This window comes from Streptomyces sp. NPDC002537 (genome assembly GCF_053594975.1).
Genome location: NZ_JBSFWT010000027.1, coordinates 52,503 through 73,652 on the forward strand (window position 1 = coordinate 52,503; position 21,150 = coordinate 73,652).

The following is a 21,150-nucleotide window of genomic DNA, read 5'->3' on the forward strand; positions in this document are numbered from 1 at the left end:
TCATGACAACCCCGCAGAGCGTTCCGACCCTGGGAACGCACCCGGCTGCCGGCGCCAACCCCGGCCGCGCCGAAACCCGGGAACGGCTGTCCAACGCGACATACGACCTCCTGGTGATCGGTGGCGGCATCCTGGGCACCTCCGTGGCCTGGCACGCCGCGCAGTCCGGACTGCGGGTCGCCATGGTGGACGCCGGCGACTTCGCCGGCGCCACCTCCTCCGCCTCCTCCAAGCTGGTCCACGGCGGTCTGCGCTACCTGCAGACCGGCGCGGTCAAGCTGGTCGCGGAGAACCACCACGAGCGCCGGGTGCTGGCCAAGGACGTGGCCCCGCACCTGGTCAACCCGCTCACCTTCTACCTGCCGGTCTACAAGGGCGGCCCGGTCGGCGCCGCCAAGCTGGGCGCCGGTGTCTTCGCCTACTCCGCGCTGTCCGCCTTCGGCGACGGCGTCGGCAAGGTGATCTCCCCGGCCAAGGCCAAGGCCGACAACCCTGGTCTGCGCACGGACAACCTCAAGGCCGTGGCGGTCTACTACGACCACCAGATGAACGACTCCCGCGTCGCCGTCATGACGGTCCGCGCGGCCGTCGAGTCCGGCGCGGTCGTCCTCAACCACGCCGAGGTCACCGGCCTGCGCTTCACGCACGGCAAGGTGACCGGCGCGGAGCTCAAGGACCGTACGGACGGTACGGAGTTCGGCATCGACGCGCGCGTCGTCCTCAACGCCACCGGCCCGTGGGTGGACCACCTGCGGAAGCTGGAAGACAAGGGCGCCGCGCCGTCGATCCGCCTCTCCAAGGGCGCGCACATCGTGATGAAGCGCAAGTCGCCGTGGAAGGCCGCCATGGCCACCCCGATCGACAAGTACCGCATCACCTTCGCCCTGCCGTGGGAGGACCAGCTCCTCCTCGGCACCACCGACACCCAGTACGAGGGCGACCCGGCGGACGTGTCGGCCACCGAGGCCGACATCCAGCAGATCCTGGACGAGGCCGCGTTCTCCATCCAGGACGCGGACCTCGACCGCGACCTGATGACGTACGCCTTCGCCGGTCTGCGCGTGCTGCCGGGCGGCCCCGGCGACGTGGCCCAGGCCAAGCGCGAGACGGTCGTCTCCGAGGGCAAGGGCGGCATGCTGTCTGTCGCGGGCGGCAAGTGGACCACCTACCGCCACATCGGCCGCACGGTGATGGCCAAGCTCGCCAAGGTCCCGGGCAGCCCGCTGACCGAGGACATGGAGCCCATCTCCAGTCTGGTCCGCCGCACCCCGCTGCCGGGCGTCGCCAACCCCAACGCGGTCGCCCACCGCCTGCTCGTGGACCGCGAGCCGGGCAGCCGCATGGACCCGCTGACGGCCCGTCACCTCGCCACCCACTACGGCTCGCTGTCCTTCGACATCGCCCGCATGGTCAACGAGAACCCGGAGCTCGGCGAGCGCATCCACCCCGACGGCCCGGAGATCTGGGCCCAGGTCGTCTACGCCCGCGACCACGAGTGGGCGGAGACGGTGGACGACGTCCTGCGCCGCCGTACGACCCTCACGATCCGCGGTCTGGACACCGAGGACGTGCGTACCCGGGTCAAGGGCATGCTCAACGACAAGGGCTGACACCGCGCCCTGGTGAGGCCGGTTGAGCCGCACCGAAGCCCGCTGAGGGGAGAGACGCCATCGGCCGTCTCTCCCCTCGGTGCCGTCCGGGGCCGCAACCGAATGCGCCGAGATCGCGTCACCATGGGAAAAAGGGGGCGGATCTTCACCATGCGACGGCCGGATGTCCGGAATCTGCTGACCGCGCCGCGCCGCCTGCGCCCGAGCAGGCGACTGGCGGTGCGCGTCGCGCTCGCCCTGGCCCTCGTCCTGCTGGTGCCGCTCGTCCTGGCGGGCAGCGCGCTGCGGGCGGCCTACGCGGGGGCGCCCTCCGACGACGCGGTCACCCGCGGCCGGGACGCGGTCTGGCTGGGCCACGCCTGGGTCGACGGCCGCAAGGGCGACGCCGACCTCGCCGAACTGGGGCGCCGGATCGCGGGCACGGGCCTGCGCGACCTGTATGTGCACGCCGGGCCGCTGGAACACGACGGCACCCTGCCCGCCTCGGCGTACCCGCGCGCGAAATGGCTCGTCGACGCCGTGCACCGGGAGCTGCCCGGGGTACGTGTACAGGCATGGCTCGGCGACAAGCTGGTGCGCGGGGGAGAGGGCACGGACGGGCTCCGGCTGGACTCGGCGCCCGCGCGCGCCGCGGTCGTGGAGAGCTCCCGGCAGGTCCTGCGGGCCGGGTTCGAGGGCGTCCACCTCGACGTCGAGCCCGTACGGTCCGACGACCGCTCCTTCCTCACCCTGCTCGACGCCCTCCACCCGGCCGTGCGCTCCGGCGGCGGGGTGCTCTCGGTCGCCGCCCAGCAGATCGACCCGCTGCCCTCGATGCACCGGGCCGCCCGGCTGATGGGCAGCCCGAAGTGGTGGACCCAGAAGTACTTCGGCCAGGTCGCCCGGCGCACGGACCAGATCGCGGTCATGTCGTACGACACCGCCCTGCCGGTCGAGAGCCTCTACGGCGGCTATGTCGCCCGGCAGACGGCGCTCGCCCTCCAGGTCACCCCGCCCGGCGTCGACCTGCTGATGGGCCTGCCCTTCTTCCACACCGACGACCTGGGCCACCACGGGCACGCGGAGACGGCCGCGGCCGCCGTGCGCGGCGCCCGGCTGGGGCTGACCCGCGAGAACGGCGCGCGGCAGCGCTTCGGGCTCGCCCTCTACGTGGACTTCGCGGCCACCGAGGAGGACTGGCGCGCCTACCGGAACGGCTGGGGGACGAAGGGGTGAGGAAGTGCCTGCACAGGGGCTGCGAACGGGGGGCGCGGAAGTCGTAGTCTTAGGGGTCGCACGGCGGGGGGAACGCTGCCGGGAAACGCCCCGGACAACGGGGCACGATCCGGCACCACCCCCGGGCGACCCCGATTGACCCCGAACAAACACTGCATAGAACTGCAACCGGTGGTAAGGACCTGTCCGCCCCGGTCGGAAGGAGGCGCTGGGTGATCGAGCTTGAGGGGGTTCCCGAGCTGATCGACCCGGTCATGATCTGTGCCTTCGAGGGCTGGAACGACGCCGGTGACGCCGCCTCCAGCGCGGTCGCGCACCTGGACCGGGAGTGGAAGGGCGAGGTGTTCGCCGCCCTCGACGCCGAGGACTACTACGATTTCCAGGTCAACCGCCCCACGATCTGGCTGGACGGCGGGGTGCGCAAGGTCACCTGGCCGACGACCCGGCTGTCCGTGGTGCGCACGGGGGGTACGAACCCGCGCGACCTCGTGCTGGTCCGGGGCATCGAGCCGAGCATGCGCTGGCGCTCGTTCTGCAACGAGATCCTGGGCTTCGCCCACGAGCTGGGCGTGGAGCTGGTCGTGGTGCTGGGCTCGCTGCTCGGCGACACCCCGCACACCCGGCCGGTGCCGGTCAGCGGGGTCACCTCGGACCCGGATCTGGCCCGCACCATGGACCTGGAGCAGTCCCGCTACGAAGGCCCGACCGGGATCGTCGGCATCCTCCAGGAGGCGTGCGCCCACGCCGGTATCCCGGCGGTGAGCCTGTGGGCGGCCGTGCCGCACTACGTCTCCCAGCCGCCCAACCCGAAGGCCACCCTGGCGCTCCTCAACCGCCTGGAGGACCTGATCGACCTGCGGATACCGCTGGGCGAGCTCCCGGAGGACGCCCGCGCCTGGCAGCTCGGCGTGGATCAGCTGGCCGCCGAGGACAGCGAGGTCGCCGAGTACGTCCAGTCGCTGGAGGAGGCGCGGGACACCGCCGACCTCCCGGAGGCCTCGGGCGAGGCCATCGCCCGCGAGTTCGAGCGCTATCTGCGCCGCCGTGACGGCCAGCCCGGCGGTCCCGCCGACGGGCCGGGGCTCCCGGACGGCTCGTACCTGCGCGACACCTCCAGCGGCCGCACCCGCCCGCAGCGGCCCCCGGCCAAGGACGGTGAGGGCGGCCCGGCCGCCGAGGAGGAGCCGGAAGGCCCCAAGGACGAGAGCTGACGGGAGCCGGCGGGGACCGGGCCGGTACGGTCCGGGTCCCCGCCGGGCGACGGATATCGAAGCGACGGGACGGGCGCTCCGCCGTACACTTGTCGGTCCGGTGAAGGCCGGTCCGGACGCCCTTTCGGGGGGCGCCCCGGGCCGGCCTTCTCGCCCCCCTCAGGAGGTGTGCCCCGATGACCAGCAGCATCCCCGCCGTCGAGACCCGTCCGGCCGCAGGCCCGGTCCTCCAGGCCGTCCTGCTCGACATGGACGGCACCCTGGTAGACACCGAGGGCTTCTGGTGGGAGGTGGAGGTCGCGGTCTTCGCCGAGCTGGGGCACCGGCTCCTGGAGGAGTACCGCGCGGTGGTCGTCGGCGGGCCCATGACGCGCAGCGCCTCCTTCCTCATCCAGGCCACCGGCGCGAAGATCGCCCTGGCCGAGCTGACCGCCCTGCTGAACTCGCGCTTCTCCGAGATGATCGGCCAGGGGGTGCCGCTGATGCCGGGCGCCCGGCGGCTGCTCGCCGAGCTGGCCGCGCACTCCGTGCCGACCGCGCTGGTCTCCGCCTCGCACCGGGAGATCATCGACCGGGTACTGCACACCCTCGGCGCGGAGAACTTCACGCTGACCGTCGCGGGCGACGAGATGGAGCGCACCAAGCCGCACCCGGACCCCTATCTGCTGGCGGCCGCCCGGCTCGGCGTGGACCCCGCGCGGTGCGCCGTGGTGGAGGACACCATGACCGGGGTGACCGCCGCGGAGGCCGCGGGCTGCCGGGTGGTGGCGGTGCCGTCGGTGGCCCCGATCCCGTCCGCCGGCGGGCGCACGGTCGTGGGTTCCCTGGAGGAAGTCGATCTCCCCTTTCTGCGCGGCCTGATGACGGGAATGCACTGACGCGTGCACCGAGCGTGTCCCGGTGAATGCCCGCGAACTCCGGGCGCCGGGGCGGTGGTTTTCCGCGTCTAATGCGGTGGCCGAATTCCCCTGGCCGTCCGGGACTTCGCCGGAGTGAGTTTCGTCACCGGGTCAAGGGGCGTTGCGTGGGGTGTCGATCACTCTCCCGTACCCCCGGTGGGGCGGAAGAGCACCCTTGTGTCCTGATTGGTCAGCTGGTGCGCGAATCGTTCCCCCGTCCTGATATCCGTGAACTGCCGGTCGTTATCGCGGCGTGATAGCGCATCAACTTCACCGTGTTCCGGTCACCGGGGCCCCGCGCACTAATCTCTTCGCGAGAACTTCACGGCTGCCCATGGGCCGACGCGACCGCCGTCGGTATCGTCCCGGGAACCGATCGCACCACAGGGAGAACCCCGCACAATGAATCGCAAGACGTTGGCGCTGCCGACCGTGGCAGCCCTGATGGCCCCCGTGCTCGTCGCCTGCGGCGGGAGTGACGGAGCCGCGAAGGGCAAGGGCGCCATCGTCATCGGCACGACCGACCGCTTCGAGGAGACGACGGACGCCCCCGCGCCCTTCGACCCCGCCGCCGCGTACGACATCAGCGCCTGGAACGTCCTCCACAGCACCTTCCAGACCCTGCTGCGGCTGCCCCGCTCCGGAGCCAATCCGGTCGGTGACGCCGCCGAGAAGTGCTCCTTCGGGGACCGCAAGAACGAGCAGTTCCGCTGCACGCTGCGCAGCGGACTGAAGTTCTCCAACGGACACGCGCTCACCGCCGAGGACGTGAAGTTCTCCATCGAGCGCGCGCAGGCCATCAACTTCGAGAACGGCCCGGTCTCGCTGCTGAGCAACATCGACAAGGTCGAGACGCCCAGCGAGCTGGAGGTCGTCTTCTCCCTGAAGGCGCCCGACGCGACCTTCCCGCAGAAGCTGGCCACCCCGGCGGCGGCCATCGTCGACCACGCGGTCTACTCCAAGAAGGAGCTCAACAACGGCTTCAAGGTGGTCGGCTCCGGCCCGTACACCCTGAAGACCGAGGAGAAGGACGGCCGGGTCGTCAAGGCGTCCTTCGCCAAGAACTCCGGCTACCAGGGTTCGGCCGAGCTTCAGAACGACAAGTTCGAGATGCGCTTCTACGACGACGCGAAGTCGATGGAGAAGGCGCTCAAGGACGGCGACATCGACGTCATGAACCGCACCCTGTCGCCCGAGCAGCTGGGCCGGATGCGGGTCACCGCCCCCAAGGGCGTCAAGCTGATCGAGGCGCCCGGCCAGGAGATCAGCTTCCTGGCGTTCAACACCGAGGACCCCACGGTGAAGAACAAGGCCGTGCGGCAGGCCATGGCCCAGCTGATCGACCGCCAGGCGCTGGCCCGCGACGACTACGAGCGGACGAACGACCCGCTGTACTCGCTGGTCCCCACCGGCATCACCGGCCACCAGAACTCCTTCTCCAACAAGTACGGGGACCCCAGCGTCGACAAGGCCCGCGCCATCCTGCGGGCCGCGAACATCACCACCCCGGTGCCGCTGACCCTCACCTACACCGACGACCACTACGGTGAGGCGACCGGCAAGGCGTTCAAGTCGCTGCAGCAGCAGCTCAACGACAGCCAGCTGTTCAACGCCAAGATCCAGGGCGTCAAGTGGGCGGACTTCCGGCCGGAGGCTGCGAAGGGCAAGTACGCCGTCTACGGCATGGGCTGGTTCCCCGACTTCCCGGACCCAGACAACTTCGTCGCGCCGTTCTTCGGCAAGGACAACTTCCTCCGCTCCCCGTACCAGAACACCAAGATCACCAACCAGCTGATCCCGGACTCCCGCGAGACCCCGCAGCGCGAGGCCGCGGCCAAGTTCTTCCAGCAGGCGCAGGACATCGTCGCCGACGACGTGCCGGTGCTGCCGCTGTGGCAGGGGAAGCAGTACGTGGCGGCCCGGGAGAACATCACCGGTGCCGAGTGGGCGCTCAACTCGGCCTCCGAGATGCAGCCCTGGGAGCTGAGCCGCGGCGTGTGAGGCACTGACAGGCTCGTCAGACCGGTTCTGCCGGAGATCTCTTCAGACGATCAAGGAACTGTGAGGAACGTGCACGTGAGGAAACGTGATCAGTGGCTTGCCGCCCCGCTCGGCGCGGGGCTCGCAGCCGCCCTGCTCACCGGGTGCGGTTCGGAAGACGGCAAGGCGGGCGGCACCGGGGAATCGGTGGTCATGGGGATGTCCGACGACGTCCTCGCCACCGACCCGGCCTCGGGCTACGACCCGGGTTCCTGGCTGCTGTTCAACAACGTGTTCCAGTCGCTGCTGAGCTTCCCCAAGGGGAGCACCACTCCCCAGCCGGAGGCGGCGGAGAGCTGCAAGTTCCAGGACGAGACGAGCAAGACCTACCAGTGCAGGCTCAGGGACGGGCTGAAGTTCAGCAACGGCCACGACCTCACCTCCGAGGACGTCGCCTTCTCCTTCCGCCGCACCCTCAAGATCAATGACAAGCAGGGTCCGGCGGCCGCGCTGCTGTCCTCGATCCAGGACATCAAGACGCCGGACAAGGCCACGGTCGTCTTCCAGCTGAACCGGTCCGACGCCACCTTCCCGCAGAAGATCGCGTCGGGCGCCGGGTCCATCGTGGACGAGCAGGAGTACCCGGCGGACCGGCTCCGGACGGACGGCAAGGCCGTCGGCTCCGGCGTCTACAAGCTGGACTCCTTCGACAAGAAGCAGGCCGTCTTCTCGGTCAACTCCTCGTACAAGGGGTCCGTCGGCCAGGTCCAGAACCGCGGCCTCACGATGAAGTTCTTCCACGGCGACCAGGCCGGGCTGAAGAGCGCGGTCCAGAAGGGCGGCATCGACCTCGCCTACCGAGGCCTCGCCATGAAGGACATCGCCGACCTGGACGCCGCGAGCGGCGGCAAGCAGCAGCTCAAGGTCGTCGAGGGCAGCAGCGCCGAGGTCCAGCACCTGGTCTTCAACACCAAGGACCCGGTGGTCGGAAAGCCCGCCGTCCGCAAGGCGATCGCCTACCTGGTCGACCGCAGCGCGCTCGTCCGTGACGTCTACAAGCGCACCGCGGAGCCCCTCTACTCCATCGTTCCCGCCGGCATCACCGGTCACAAGACCCCGTTCTTCGACTCCTACGGCGACCACCCGCAGCCCGACAAGGCCGCCGCCGCCCTCGGCTCCGCGGGCATCAAGGACAAGGTCAAGCTGACCCTCTGGGCCACGCCGATCCGCTACGGACCGGGCACCGTCCCCGAGTTCGAGGAGATCGCCCGCCAGCTCAACAAGAGCGGCCTCTTCGAGGCGGACGTCAAGACCGTCCCGTTCGAGGAGTACGACCAGGGCATCACGGCCGGCAAGTACGGCGTCTACGTCAAGGGCTGGGTCCCCGACTACCCGGACCCCGACAACTTCACCGCGCCCTTCTTCGGCGAGAACAACGTCCTCTCCAACAACTACGACTCCAAGGACATCAACGGCCGCATACTGGCCACCGCCGCCGAGGGCAGCCGCACGGCGACCGTCGGCGACTTCGCCAAGGTGCAGACCGCCGTCGCGCAGGACCTGCCGATCCTCCCGCTCTGGCAGGGCAAGCAGTACGCCGTCGCGAACGAGCGGATCTCCGGCCTCCAGTGGACGCTCGACGCGTCGACGGTCTTCCGCTTCTGGGAGATCGCGAAGGCCGCCAAATAGCGACCGGGGGCTTCCCCGCGCCCCGTGAGGGACGCGGGGAAGCCCCCGGAAGACCACGAGAACTACTGCGCGCCCGGCCGCACCAGGCCGCTCTCGTACGCGTACACCGCGGCCTGCACCCGGTCCCGCAGCCCGAGCTTGGTGAGGACGTGCCCCACGTGCGTCTTCACCGTGGTCTCGCTGACGAACAGATCCGCCGCGATCTCCGCGTTCGACAGCCCGCGCGCCACCAGCTTGAGCACCTCGACCTCGCGGTCGGTCAGCGTGTGCAGCGTGTCCGGCAACGGCTCCTCGCCCGACGGCAGATGGCCCGCGTACTTGTCCAGCAGCCGCCGGGTGATGCTCGGCGCGAGCATCGCCTCGCCGCCCGCCACCACCCGGATCGCCTGGACCAGCTCATTGGCGGGCGCGTCCTTCAGCAGGAAGCCACTGGCCCCCGCCCGCAGAGCCTCCACCACGTACTCGTCCAGATCGAAGGTCGTCAGCACCAGCACCTTCGCCGGACCGTTCCGCTCCGGGCCGGTGATCTGCCGGGTGGCCTCGACGCCGTCCATCCGCGGCATCCGGATGTCCATCAGCACCACATCGGGCTGCAGCGCCCGCACCTGGTCGAGCGCCTGAAGACCGTCCCCGGCCTCGCCGACGACCGCGAGGTCCGGCTCCGCCTCGAGGATCATCCGGAAGCCGGTGCGCAGCAGCGGCTGGTCGTCGACCAGCAGGACGCGGATCGCCACGTGAACTCCTTCGTTAGACCGCGTCCATTCTGCCCTGCGCCGCCTCGGCGGGGGCCACCTGCCCGGTCCGCTGCGCCACGACGGGCAGCGGATACGGCGGGGGAGTGCCGCCGAACTCCGGGCAGACGGCCTGGTGGTCGCACCAGCCGCACAGCTTCGTCGGCCGGGGCCGCCACTCGCCGGTGTCCGTGGCCAGCCGGATGGCCTCCCACAGGGCACGCAGCTTGCGCTCCACCGCCAGCAGCTCCGCCTCCACCGGGTCGTACGTCAGGACGTCACCGCTGCCCAGGTACACCAGCTGGAGCCGGCGCGGCACCCGGCCGCGCAGCCGCCACAGCACCAGGGCGTAGAACGTCATCTGGAACAGGGCCTCCGACCGGTACTGCGGGGCCGGGGCCTTGCCCGTCTTGTAGTCGACGATGCGGATGTCGCCCGACGGCGCCACGTCCACCCGGTCGACGAAGCCCCGCAGGGTCAGCCCGCCGTCGGGGCCGTCGAGCACCGTCTCCACATAGAGCTCGCGGTCGGCGGGCTCCAGGCGCGTCGGGTCCTCCAGCGTGAACCAGCGCTCGACCAGCCGCTCCGCGTCCGCCAGCCACGTCGCCAGCCGCTCCGCGTCGTGCGAGCCGTCCTCCCGCAGGAACAGCTCCGCCAGCTCCGGCTTCGCCGCCAGCAGCTTCTCCCACTCGCCCGGCACCAGCCCCTTCGCCCGCGGCGCGGTGCGCTCGGCGGCGGGGGCGTCGAAGAGCCGCTCCAGCACCGAGTGCACCACCGTGCCCCGGGTCGCCGCGGCGCTCGGCTTCTCCGGCAGTTTGTCGATCACACGGAAGCGGTAGAGCAGGGGACACCGCATGAAGTCGCCTGCCCGCGACGGCGACAGCGAGGCCGGGCGCACGGCCCCGGACGGCCGCTCCACGGCGCCCTCGGACCCCTGCCCGGCCGGCTCGTCCGCGCCCTCGGCGGTTTTCTCAGTGGCGATACCCATACCGGAACCCTACGGCCCGTGACCGACAGCCGGACGCATACCATCGACTCCAGAGCTCCTCGCACTGCATGATCGTGAGAGCGCACCACGGGTGCGGGGGCCGCACCGACGAGGGGACACCGTGGACAACAGCGGGCAGGGCCGGTCCGGCAGCGGGGGCGCCGGAACCGAGGACGGGCCCGGCGACCGCAGGCCGAAGCGCCCGCGCGAGAGCGGCGGCGGCATCCTCATGGGCCGCCCCTTCGGCGTGCCCGTCTACGTCGCCCCCAGCTGGTTCCTCGTCGCCGCCCTCATCACCTGGGTCTTCGGCGGCCAGCTCGACCGCGTCCTGCCCGAACTCGGGCGCGCCCGCTACCTCGTCTCGCTCTTCTTCGCGGTGGCCTTCTACGCCTCCGTGCTGGTGCACGAACTGGCGCACACCGTCGCGGCCCTGCGCTTCAAGCTCCCCGTGCGCCGTATCCAGCTCCAGTTCTTCGGCGGCGTCTCCGAGATCGAGAAGGAGACCGAGACCCCGGGCCGGGAGTTCGTCCTCGCCTTCGTCGGGCCCCTGCTCTCCCTCGTCCTGGCGGGCCTGTTCTACGTCGGCATGCTGTTCGTCGAGCCCGGCACCGTCCCCGGCGTCCTGCTGGCCGGACTGATGGTCTCCAACCTGCTGGTGGCGATCTTCAACCTGCTGCCCGGCCTCCCCCTCGACGGCGGTCGCATGCTCCGCGCCGTCGTCTGGAAGATCAGCGGCAATCCCATGACCGGCACCGTCGCCGCCGCCTGGATCGGCCGCGCGCTCGCCGTCGCCGTCCTCGTCGGCCTCCCGCTGCTCACCCGGGCGGGCCTCGGCGACGGGGCGCCGGACTTCGGCGGTGTCGACTCCCTCACCGACGCCCTGCTCGCCGCGATCCTCGCCGCCATCATCTGGACCGGCGCCGGGAACAGCCTGCGCATGGCCCGCCTCCGGGAGCGCCTGCCCGATCTGCGGGCCCGCACCCTCACCCGCCGCGCCGTCCCCGTCGAGGCCGCCACCCCGCTCTCCGAGGCCCTCCGCCGTGCCAACGAGGCGGGCGCCCGCGCCCTCGTCGTCGTGGACGGCCACGGCACCCCCACCGCCCTCGTCCGCGAGGCGGCCATCGTCTCCGTCCCCGAGCACCGCCGCCCCTGGGTCGCGGTCAGCGCCCTCGCCCAGGACATCAAGGACGGCATGCGCGTCTCCGCCGACCTCACCGGCGAGGACCTGCTCGACGTCCTGCGCGCCACCCCCGCCACCGAGTACCTGGTGGTCGAGGAGACCGGCGAGGTCTACGGCGTGCTGTCGACCTCCGACGTGGAGCGCGCGTTCGTCGCCGCCATGGCCCGCACGCCCTCCTGATCCCCCGGCGGGCACCGCCCGTGTCCGTACCGCACCCCGATCACGGGTAGGCTGGTCACATGTCCGAACCGACCGGTGCCGCCCGCCGTCGCGGCCCCTTCCAGGTCGGGGACCAGGTCCAGCTCACCGACCCCAAGGGACGCCACTACACCTTCACGCTCGAAGCCGGGAAGCAGTTCCACACCCACAAGGGTGCCTTCCCGCACGACGAGCTGATCGGTGCTCCCGAGGGCAGTGTTGTCCGTACCACGGGAAACGTCGCCTACCTCGCGCTGCGCCCCCTGCTCCCCGACTATGTCCTGTCCATGCCGCGCGGAGCCGCCGTGGTCTACCCCAAGGACGCGGGGCAGATCCTGGCCATGGCCGACATCTTCCCCGGCGCCCGCGTCGTGGAAGCCGGTGTCGGCTCCGGCTCCTTGAGCAGCTTCCTGCTGCGCGCCATCGGCGACCAGGGCATGCTGCACTCGTACGAGCGCCGCGCCGACTTCGCCGAGATCGCCACCCAGAACGTGGAGCGCTACTTCGGCGGCCCCCACCCCGCGTGGCAGCTGACCGTCGGCGACCTCCAGGACAACCTGTCCGACACGGACGTCGACCGCGTCATCCTCGACATGCTCGCCCCCTGGGAGTGCCTGGAGGCCGTGCGCAAGGCGCTCGTCCCCGGCGGCATCCTGTGCTGCTACGTGGCGACCACCACCCAGCTCGCGCGGACCGTCGAGTCCATCCGCGAGATCGGCTGCTTCGCGGAGCCGTCCGCCTGGGAGACGATGGTCCGCACCTGGCACGTGGAGGGTCTGGCCGTGCGCCCCGACCACCGCATGATCGGGCACACCGGCTTCCTGCTCACCGCCCGCCGCCTCGCGGACGGCGTCGAGCCGCCGATGCGGCGTCGCCGGCCGGCGAAGGGCGCGTACGGCGAGGACTACACGGGTCCGGGCGCCCAGTCCGGCTCCGCCGAAGGCTGACACCCCCGGCCGCTGCTGCGCCTACCGGGGCGCCTCCTGGCCCCGATGCGCGGCTGCGGGTCCGTCGTGGCTGGTCGCGCAGTTCCCCGTGCCCCTGACGGGGCGCGCGTACTCGTCGGCAACGGAGCCCCCGGCCACATCCCCGTACGGCGCCGCCGCCGAGAACCGCGTCAGCGGAACTCGGCGGCGGCGCCCGTCCGTTGGGGCGAGCCCCTGTTTCCCGGTGCCGGACCGTGTGGCACGATGCGGATCATCCCCGCAGCCAAGCCACAGGAGGCAGCGCGCGTGCAGCCACCGGCAGGACCCACCCCGCCCACGGGTTCCGAGACGCTTCCGCATACCCGCCCGCGCCCCGCGCACTGGGTGATCACCGCCGCCGCACTGGTCGCCGTGGTCGTCGGAGCCTCCCTCGTCGGCCCGCGCGACGACACCACCGCGGCCTCCGCCGTACCCGCGCCCGCCACCGGCCGGGGGCCGGACCCGCACGCCGCGCGCTATCCGTTCGACTGCGGCGGCACCACCACCGTGGACGTCGTCCACCAGGCCACCGCCGACCTCGACGGCGACGGCCGCCAGGAGACCGCCGCGGTCGTCCGCTGCGCCTCCCGCGGCGGCACCCCGCCCAGCGGGATCTACGTCCTCGCCCCGGCCGCCGACGAGAGCGGACGGCCGCGCGTGCTGGCCGCCCTCGTCGACCCCGCGGAGCGGATGAGCGTCACCGGCTTCCACGTGACAGGGGAGACCGTTTCGGCCACTCTGCTCGGCTACTCGTCCGCGAGAGTGCCGCGTTGCTGCCCCGACCTCAGCCGGAACGTCGAATGGCGGTGGCGGGACGGCAAGTTCGCGCTCACCGCCCTGCCGGTCGCGGGGAGTGTGTGAACCGTCACTCCGCGTCGGGGCCGTAGACCTCGACGCGGTCGGAGACCCGGCGGACGTGGATGCAGTCGCCGGGGCAGTCCTTCACGGAGTCCCGCACGTCGACGAGCAGCGGCAGCGGCACCAACGTCGCGGCGCCCGGCTCCTGCAGCAGCTCGTCGTCGGCGCTCTTCACATACGCCAGGCCGTCGATGTCCAGCTCGAAGACGTCGGGCGCGTACTGCGCGCAGATCCCGTCGCCCGTGCACAGGTCCTGGTCGATCCAGACCTCCAGCGCCTCCGCGGAGTCGTCCACCCCGGTGGCCACGGCCGCCCCGTTGCCTTCGGGGGCATCCGCACGGTCGTCGTTCTGCACGGTCATCTCGCCCTGCCGTTTCCTGCGTACGTGAATCAAATGGAGCCAGCCCTGACGGGTGTTGACCGAGTCGACGATACAACCGCCCGCTTTCCGATGTTGATGGGTGGGTATTCCCCTGCTGTGGGGACGTGCGCAAGGGTGAAGATCAGACACACTCCGACCGGGTTTGTGATCTAGGGGTTTCAACCTGCACCTGTCCAGGTAGGGTCAGGAAGCGTCCAGCTCCCCTTGGAGGAGGTGAGGACCGTGGCAGCCCACGACGACGACATGAACCGCGGCATCCGGCCGGGACGAGGGTCTGACGACCTCGCGAGCCAGGTTGCCTATTTCGAGCAGGAGATCGCCGTCCTGCGGCGCAAGCTCGCCGACTCTCCGCGTCACACGAGGATTCTCGAAGAGCGGATCGTCGAGCTCCAGACGAACCTGGCCGGGGTGTCCGCTCAGAACGAGCGGCTCGCCAATACCCTCCGCGAAGCGCGCGACCAGATCGTCGCGCTCAAGGAGGAAGTCGACCGGCTCGCGCAGCCGCCGGCCGGCTTCGGGGTCTTTCTGCAGGCGAACGAGGACGGCACGGCAGACATCTTCACCGGAGGCCGCAAGCTCCGGGTCAACGTCAGCCCCACGATCGAGCTCGAGGATCTCCGGCGAGGCCAGGAGGTCATGCTCAACGAAGCGCTCAACGTGGTCGAGGCCATGGAGTACGAGCGGGCCGGGGACATCGTCACCCTCAAGGAGATCCTCGAGGACGGCGAGCGGGCCCTGGTCATCGGGCACACCGACGAGGAGCGGGTGGTGAGGCTCGCCGAGCCGCTGCTGGACATCACCATCCGCCCCGGCGACGCCCTGCTGCTCGAACCCCGCTCCGGCTACGTCTACGAGGTCATCCCGAAGAGCGAGGTCGAGGAGCTCGTCCTCGAAGAGGTCCCGGACATCGACTACACGAAGATCGGCGGACTGGGCAACCAGATCGAGCTGATCCGCGACGCGGTCGAGCTCCCCTACCTCTACCCCGACCTCTTCAAGGAGCACGAACTGCGGCCGCCCAAGGGCGTGCTGCTGTACGGACCGCCCGGCTGCGGCAAGACGCTCATCGCCAAGGCCGTCGCCAACTCCCTTGCCAAGAAGGTCGCCGAGGTCACCGGCCAGCCCGCGGGGAAGAGCTTCTTCCTCAACATCAAGGGCCCCGAGCTGCTCAACAAGTACGTGGGCGAGACCGAGCGGCACATCCGGCTGATCTTCCAGCGGGCCAGGGAGAAGGCGAGCGAGGGCACGCCCGTCATCGTGTTCTTCGACGAGATGGACTCCCTCTTCCGCACCCGCGGTTCCGGCGTCAGCTCGGACGTGGAGAACACCATCGTCCCGCAGTTGCTCTCCGAGATCGACGGCGTGGAGGGCCTGGAGAACGTCATCGTCATCGGCGCCTCCAACCGCGAGGACATGATCGACCCCGCGATCCTGCGCCCCGGCCGCCTCGATGTGAAGATCAAGATCGAGCGTCCGGACGCGGAGGCCGCCAAGGACATCTTCTCGAAGTACCTGACCCGCACCCTGCCCATCCACGCGGACGACCTCGCCGAGCACGGCGGCGACGCCCAGGCCGCGGTGGCCGGGATGATCCAGTCGGTGGTCGAGCAGATGTACGCGGAATCCGAGGAGAACCGCTTCCTGGAGGTCACGTACGCCAATGGCGACAAGGAAGTCCTCTACTTCAAGGACTTCAACTCCGGCGCCATGATCCAGAACATTGTGGACCGGGCCAAGAAAATGGCGATCAAGGCATTCCTGGACCACAACCAGAAGGGCCTGCGCGTCTCCCACCTGCTCGCCGCCTGTGTGGACGAGTTCAAGGAGAACGAGGACCTGCCCAACACCACCAACCCGGACGACTGGGCCCGCATCTCCGGGAAGAAGGGCGAGCGGATCGTGTTCATCCGGACCCTCGTCACCGGAAAGCAGGGCGCCGACACCGGTCGCTCCATCGACACGGTGGCCAACACCGGTCAGTATCTGTAAAACCGTCGTCCGGCTGCGGATGTCCCTCCCCCCGTTTCCGTCGGGGGCACCCGGGGCGTCCGCGGCCGGACGTGTTTTCCGCCGCCGTTTCGCCTGGCCCCCGGTCGTCCTGACATTTTTCGCCAGGTCTGCGCCGGAAATCCGCCACGACGGCGCCGATCGGCCGGGTACGGCACGAACCCGAGCAATGACTGTAATGATCTCCCCACCGCCGCAAAGCCGTTCTAGGCTCTTCGGTACCACCACTCAGCGCGTGGGGGAGCACACGGACCGGAAGCGCAGCGGTACTTGAGCGCCGACCCCATTCCGGGGCGCCGCCGGGCAAGGAGGGCCGCATGACCGTACGGCGAGTAATGGGCATTGAGACGGAGTACGGGATCTCCGTCCCCGGTCACCCGAACGCCAATGCCATGCTCACCTCGTCCCAGATCGTCAACGCGTACGCGGCGGCGATGCACCGGGCGCGGCGCGCCCGCTGGGACTTCGAGGAGGAGAATCCGCTGCGGGACGCCCGCGGCTTCGACCTCGCCCGCGAGGCCGCCGACTCCAGCCAGCTCACCGACGAGGACATCGGCCTCGCCAACGTCATCCTCACCAACGGCGCGCGGCTCTACGTGGACCACGCGCACCCCGAGTACAGCTCCCCGGAGATCACCAACCCGCGTGACGCCGTCCTGTGGGACAAGGCGGGGGAGCGGATCATGGCGGAGGCCGCCGAGCGCGCCGCCCAGCTGCCCGGAGCCCAGCCGATCCACCTCTACAAGAACAACACCGACAACAAGGGCGCCTCCTACGGCACCCACGAGAACTACCTGATGAAGCGGGAGACCCCGTTCTCGGACATCGTCCGCCACCTGACGCCCTTCTTCGTCTGCCGCCAGGTGGTCACCGGGGCGGGCCGGGTGGGCATCGGGCAGGACGGCCGGGAGCACGGTTTCCAGCTCAGCCAGCGCGCGGACTACTTCGAGGTCGAGGTCGGCCTGGAGACCACGCTCAAGCGGCCCATCATCAACACCCGCGACGAGCCGCACGCCGACGCCGAGAAGTACCGCCGGCTGCACGTGATCATCGGCGACGCCAACCTGTCGGAGATCTCCACCTACCTCAAGCTCGGCACCACCGCCCTGGTGCTGTCGATGATCGAGGACCGCTTCATCTCCTCCGACCTCGCCGTCGAGCAGCCCGTCCGCACCCTCCACCAGGTCAGCCACGACCCCACGCTGAAGCACCTCATCACGCTCCGTAGCGGCCGTACGCTCACGGCGGTCCAGTTGCAGATGGAGTACTTCGAGCTGGCCCGCAAGTACGTCGAGGACCGCTTCGGCGCCGACGCGGACGAGCAGACCAAGGACGTCCTTGGCCGCTGGGAGGACGTGCTGGGGCGGCTGGAGCACGACCCGATGAGCCTCGCGGGTGAGCTGGACTGGGTGGCCAAGCGCGAGCTGCTGGAGGGCTACCGCCGCCGGGACGGACTCGACTGGGACGCGGCCCGGCTGCACCTGGTCGACCTCCAGTACGCGGACGTCCGGGCGGACAAGGGCCTCTACAACCGCCTCGTGGCCCGCGGCCGGATGAAGCGGCTGCTGGACGAGCCCGAGGTCGGGCGCGCCCGCACCGCCCCGCCGGAGGACACCCGCGCGTACTTCCGCGGCCGGTGTCTGGAGCAGTACGCCGACGACGTGGCGGCCGCCTCCTGGGACTCGGTGATCTTCGACCTGCCGGGCCGTGACTCCCTGCAGCGGGTGCCCACCCTGGAGCCGCTGCGGGGCACCCGCAACCACGTCAAGGAACTCCTGGACCGCTGCCGCACGGCGGAGGAGCTGGTGCGGGTGCTCTCGGGCGGCTGAGGGGGTCTTAAGAAGCGGGCGATCCGGGAATCATCACGGTGGTTCCGGGACGTTGTAGCAAGTGCAGGTCCGATCCAGGGCCCTCCTTGTAGGGTCTGATCTTGTACGTCTCTCGTGTATGTCGAACACCGAGCGGGGTGAGGGGTATGGCGACCAAGGACACCGGCGGCGGGCAGCAGAAGGCCACGCGGTCCACGGAGGACGTGGACGAGCAGGCGCAGGACGCACAGGTCTCGGAGGACCTGAAGGAACGGCAGGAGAAGCTCTCCGACGACGTCGACTCCGTGCTCGACGAGATCGACGACGTCCTGGAGGAGAACGCCGAGGACTTCGTCCGGAGCTTTGTGCAAAAGGGCGGCGAGTAGCGGGTGCCAGGCGGCGGGACGGACGGTGTGTGATCTGTCTCGCTGCTCCTCCCGGGCGTGTGGGGCACGATCATGCGCCGGGTAGGGTCCGTGGCGTACTGCGCCCCGGCCGAGCGGCCTCGGGGCGGTCAACGATCGGGCGGACGCCAGGGGGCGGGCCGCCGCTTATGCGGAAGGAAACGTGTGGAAGCCAACACTCGTAGCACCGGGCGTCTGCCGGCCGCCTTCCTGACACCCGGTTCCTCGTCGTTCATGGACTTTCTCGGCGCGCACTCGCCGGAGCTGCTGCCGGGCAACCGTGCGCTGCCCGCGGTGCAGGGCGCCTTCGAGGCCCCGCACGGCACGACCATCGTCGCGGCGTCGTTCCCCGGCGGTGTGGTGCTGGCCGGTGACCGTCGGGCGACGATGGGCAACGTCATCGCGCAGCGCGACATGGAGAAGGTCTTCCCGGCCGACGAGTACTCGGCCGTCGGGGTCGCGGGCACCGCGGGGCTGGCCGTGGAAATGGTCAAGCTCTTCCAGCTCGAACTGGAGCACTTCGAGAAGGTCGAGGGCGTCCAGCTCTCCCTGGAGGGCAAGGCCAACCGGCTGTCCACGATGATCCGCGGCAACCTCGGCATGGCCATGCAGGGCCTCGCCGTGGTGCCGCTGTTCGCGGGCTGGGACGTCGACCGGCAGAAGGGCCGGATCTTCTCGTACGACGTGACCGGCGGGCGTTCGGAGGAGCACGGCTTCGCGGTCACCGGCTCCGGCTCGGTGTTCGCACGCGGCTCGCTGAAGAAGCTGTTCCGGCCTGACCTGACGGAGGGTCAGGCCACTACGCTCGTCGTCCAGGCGCTGTACGACGCCGCCGACGACGACTCCGCGACGGGCGGGCCCGACCTCGCGCGCCGTATCTATCCGATCGTCACCGTCATCACCGACGAGGGTTTCCGGAAGCTCACCGAGGCGGAGTCCTCCGAGATCGTCCGCGCGGTCCACGACCGCCGGCTCGACGAGCCGGACGGGCCGCGCGCGGCGCTGCTCTGATGACCTCCCGGATACCCGCGTCACCGACAGAAAGGGACGGATAGCCGGTGTCGACGCCGTTCTACGTCTCACCCCAGCAGGCCATGGCCGACCGCGCCGAGTACGCCCGCAAGGGCATCGCGCGCGGCCGCAGCGTCGTCGTACTCCAGTACACGGACGGCGTTGTCTTCGTAGCCGAGAACCCGTCCCGTGCCCTGCACAAGGTCAGCGAGATCTACGACCGGATCGCCTTCGCGGCGGTGGGCAAGTACAACGAGTTCGAGAATCTGCGGATCGGCGGCGTCCGCTACGCCGACCTGCGGGGCTACACCTACGACCGCGAGGACGTCACGGCCCGTGGCCTGGCCAACGTCTACGCCCAGACCCTGGGCACGATCTTCTCCAGCGCGGGGGAGAAGCCGTACGAGGTCGAGCTGATCGTCGCCGAGGTCGGGGCGGGCCCCGAGGACGACCAGATCTACCGCCTGCCGCACGACGGTTCCATCGTCGACGAGCACGGCTCGGTCGCGGTCGGCGGCAACGCGGACCAGATCAGCAGCTACCTCGACCAGCGCCACCGGGACGGGATGACCCTTTCCGAGGCGCTCAAGCTCGCGGTCGAGTCCCTCACCCGGGACAACAACGGCGGCGAGCGCACGCTGACCGCCGAGCAGTTGGAGGTCGCGGTCCTGGACCGCACCCGCCCCCAGCAGCGCAAGTTCAAGCGCCTCCTGGGCCGCCAGCTGGCCCGCCTCCTCGACGACGGGGCGACCACCACGGTGGAGCCCTCGGAAGAGCCCTCGGAGGAGTCCGAGGAGAACGAGAGCTGAACCGCACGCGCCGGACGGGCTGGGCGACCAGCCCGTCCGGCGTTCGTGTGCCGGGGCCCGGGGCGGAGCCCCGGAAAGAATCAACTCCCGCCCGGACCCGCCCCGTCAGGGGCTGTCGTGCCCCGCACGACCAGCTCCACCGGCAGTGCCCGCGCCGCCGCGGGCGTGCCGTCCAGCACGGCCATCAGTGCCCGCATGCCGGCCTCCCCGACGGCCTCCGCGGGCAACCGCACCGTGGTCAGCTCCGGTTCGACCGCCGTCGCCAGGGACAGGTCGTCGAAGCCGGTCACCGACACGTCGTCCGGCACCCGCAGCCCGAGCCGCCGGGCGGCCTTGCACGCACCCGCGGCCAGGATGTCGTCGTCGCAGACCAGCGCCGTCGGGCGGGGGCCGGGGCGGGTCAGGGCCCGCTCGGCGGCCCGCAGCCCGTCGGCGACGGAGAGCGCGGCGGGCTCGGTGCGCAGCTCGGTGCCGGGCACGTCGCGGAGCGCGTCGGCGAGGGCCTTCGCCCGGACGCGGAAGGTCCAGGTGTCGATGTCCGCCGCGAGGTGGGTGAAGCGGCGGTGGCCCTGCGCGAGCAGGTGCCCGGCCACCTGCCGCATGCCGTCCGCGACGTCGAAGTTCACGGTGGCCGCGGTCCCGGCGCGCGAGGGGTCGCTGTCGATCATCACCAGCGGGAGGCCGCCCTCGCGGATGGCGGCCAGGGCGTCCGCCGCCATGGACGAGGCGATGATGCCGTCGAGCGTGGCGCGGGCGGAGGCGAAGGGGTCCCGCGCGGGGCCGACGCCCTCCGGCGAGGGGTAGAGGAGCACACCGACGCCGTGCTCGGCGGCGACACGGGCGGCGCCGGTGTAGACGCGGGCGAAGAACTCGTTGGTGAGCGCGGGGACGACCAGCAGGGCCGTCCGGGTCCGGCCCAGCCGGAGGTTGCGCGCGGCGAGGTTGGGCCGGTAGCCCAGGCTCCGCGCGGCGGACCGCACGGCCTCGGCGGTCCGCTCCGAGACCCGGCCGCGCCACTTCTCCCCCATGACCAGCGACACCGTGGCCTGCGATACGCCCGCCACCCGTGCCACGTCCCGGCTGGTGGCCCGCGCCCCGGTCCGCGGCCCCCGGATGCTGGGCCACCGCCCGGTGGGGTGATCGCCCGGCGCCCTGCCGGGGCCGTCCGGCGCGGCCTCGTCGGCCCGCGCCCCCGCGCGCCCCAC

18 protein-coding genes are annotated in these 21,150 nt (G+C 70.8%); 14 read left to right on the forward strand and 4 right to left on the reverse strand.

Features of this window, described 5'->3' with window-relative positions; translation table 11 throughout:
• Nucleotides 1-2 precede the first annotated feature (2 nt).
• The 6 genes from ACWD4A_RS15130 (at nt 3) to ACWD4A_RS15155 (ending at nt 8,604) form a co-directional block, all read left to right on the forward strand.
• A complete protein-coding gene (locus tag ACWD4A_RS15130; protein WP_451193904.1) occupies nt 3-1,610 on the forward strand; it encodes an FAD-dependent oxidoreductase in 1,608 nt (535 codons plus the stop codon).
• A 150-nt stretch (nt 1,611-1,760) separates the two neighbouring features.
• Nucleotides 1,761-2,825, forward strand: a complete 1,065-nt coding sequence (locus ACWD4A_RS15135) for a hypothetical protein (RefSeq protein ID WP_451193906.1) — start codon at nt 1,761-1,763, stop codon at nt 2,823-2,825.
• A gap of 212 nt (nt 2,826-3,037) precedes the next feature.
• Nucleotides 3,038-4,036, forward strand: coding sequence for a PAC2 family protein (locus ACWD4A_RS15140; RefSeq protein ID WP_451193908.1), 999 nt, complete (start codon nt 3,038-3,040; stop codon nt 4,034-4,036).
• 176 nt (nt 4,037-4,212) lie between these two features.
• Nucleotides 4,213-4,914: an HAD family hydrolase gene (locus tag ACWD4A_RS15145; RefSeq protein WP_451193909.1), complete on the forward strand. Its 702-nt coding sequence runs from the start codon at nt 4,213-4,215 to the stop codon at nt 4,912-4,914.
• Between the two features lie 423 nt (nt 4,915-5,337).
• A complete protein-coding gene (locus ACWD4A_RS15150) occupies nt 5,338-6,936 on the forward strand; it encodes an ABC transporter substrate-binding protein (protein WP_451193910.1) in 1,599 nt (532 codons plus the stop codon).
• 75 nt (nt 6,937-7,011) lie between these two features.
• A complete protein-coding gene (locus tag ACWD4A_RS15155) occupies nt 7,012-8,604 on the forward strand; it encodes an ABC transporter substrate-binding protein (RefSeq protein ID WP_451193911.1) in 1,593 nt (530 codons plus the stop codon).
• 62 nt (nt 8,605-8,666) lie between these two features.
• Here ACWD4A_RS15155 and ACWD4A_RS15160 read toward each other — a convergent pair whose 3' ends face one another.
• Complete coding sequence (locus ACWD4A_RS15160; protein ID WP_451193913.1) at nt 8,667-9,338, reverse strand: response regulator; 672 nt, start codon at nt 9,336-9,338, stop codon at nt 8,667-8,669.
• Nucleotides 9,339-9,351: 13 nt separating this feature from the next.
• Nucleotides 9,352-10,323, reverse strand: coding sequence for a RecB family exonuclease (locus ACWD4A_RS15165; RefSeq protein WP_451193914.1), 972 nt, complete (start codon nt 10,321-10,323; stop codon nt 9,352-9,354).
• Nucleotides 10,324-10,444: 121 nt separating this feature from the next.
• Between ACWD4A_RS15165 and ACWD4A_RS15170 the strand changes: the two genes are divergently transcribed.
• From ACWD4A_RS15170 to ACWD4A_RS15180, 3 genes are all read left to right on the forward strand, one after another.
• A complete protein-coding gene (locus ACWD4A_RS15170) occupies nt 10,445-11,683 on the forward strand; it encodes a site-2 protease family protein (protein WP_451193915.1) in 1,239 nt (412 codons plus the stop codon).
• 59 nt (nt 11,684-11,742) lie between these two features.
• The gene (locus ACWD4A_RS15175; RefSeq protein WP_451193917.1) at nt 11,743-12,648 is read left to right on the forward strand and encodes a tRNA (adenine-N1)-methyltransferase; all 906 of its coding nucleotides are present in this window, start codon (nt 11,743-11,745) and stop codon (nt 12,646-12,648) included.
• Between the two features lie 285 nt (nt 12,649-12,933).
• Nucleotides 12,934-13,527, forward strand: coding sequence for a hypothetical protein (locus tag ACWD4A_RS15180; RefSeq protein WP_451193919.1), 594 nt, complete (start codon nt 12,934-12,936; stop codon nt 13,525-13,527).
• A 4-nt stretch (nt 13,528-13,531) separates the two neighbouring features.
• On the opposite strand, the gene ACWD4A_RS15185 is transcribed toward ACWD4A_RS15180, so the two are convergent.
• On the reverse strand, nt 13,532-13,885 hold the full coding sequence (locus tag ACWD4A_RS15185) for a ferredoxin (protein ID WP_451193921.1): 354 nt from the start codon (nt 13,883-13,885) through the stop codon (nt 13,532-13,534).
• A 243-nt stretch (nt 13,886-14,128) separates the two neighbouring features.
• On the opposite strand from ACWD4A_RS15185, the gene arc reads away from it, so the two are divergent.
• From arc to prcA, 5 genes are all read left to right on the forward strand, one after another.
• Complete coding sequence (gene arc / locus ACWD4A_RS15190) at nt 14,129-15,895, forward strand: proteasome ATPase (RefSeq protein ID WP_451193923.1); 1,767 nt, start codon at nt 14,129-14,131, stop codon at nt 15,893-15,895.
• Between the two features lie 335 nt (nt 15,896-16,230).
• On the forward strand, nt 16,231-17,742 hold the full coding sequence (gene dop, locus ACWD4A_RS15195; RefSeq protein ID WP_451193925.1) for a depupylase/deamidase Dop: 1,512 nt from the start codon (nt 16,231-16,233) through the stop codon (nt 17,740-17,742).
• Between the two features lie 146 nt (nt 17,743-17,888).
• Nucleotides 17,889-18,107, forward strand: a complete 219-nt coding sequence (locus ACWD4A_RS15200; protein ID WP_451193927.1) for a ubiquitin-like protein Pup — start codon at nt 17,889-17,891, stop codon at nt 18,105-18,107.
• Nucleotides 18,108-18,290: 183 nt separating this feature from the next.
• The gene (gene prcB / locus ACWD4A_RS15205; RefSeq protein WP_451193928.1) at nt 18,291-19,136 is read left to right on the forward strand and encodes a proteasome subunit beta; all 846 of its coding nucleotides are present in this window, start codon (nt 18,291-18,293) and stop codon (nt 19,134-19,136) included.
• A 47-nt stretch (nt 19,137-19,183) separates the two neighbouring features.
• Nucleotides 19,184-19,945 carry a proteasome subunit alpha gene (gene prcA, locus ACWD4A_RS15210; RefSeq protein ID WP_451193930.1) on the forward strand — a complete coding sequence of 254 codons (762 nt, stop codon included), beginning with the start codon at nt 19,184-19,186 and terminating at the stop codon, nt 19,943-19,945.
• 80 nt (nt 19,946-20,025) lie between these two features.
• On the opposite strand, the gene ACWD4A_RS15215 is transcribed toward prcA, so the two are convergent.
• Nucleotides 20,026-21,018: a LacI family DNA-binding transcriptional regulator gene (locus tag ACWD4A_RS15215; RefSeq protein WP_451193945.1), complete on the reverse strand. Its 993-nt coding sequence runs from the start codon at nt 21,016-21,018 to the stop codon at nt 20,026-20,028.
• Between the last annotated feature and the right edge of the window lie 132 nt (nt 21,019-21,150).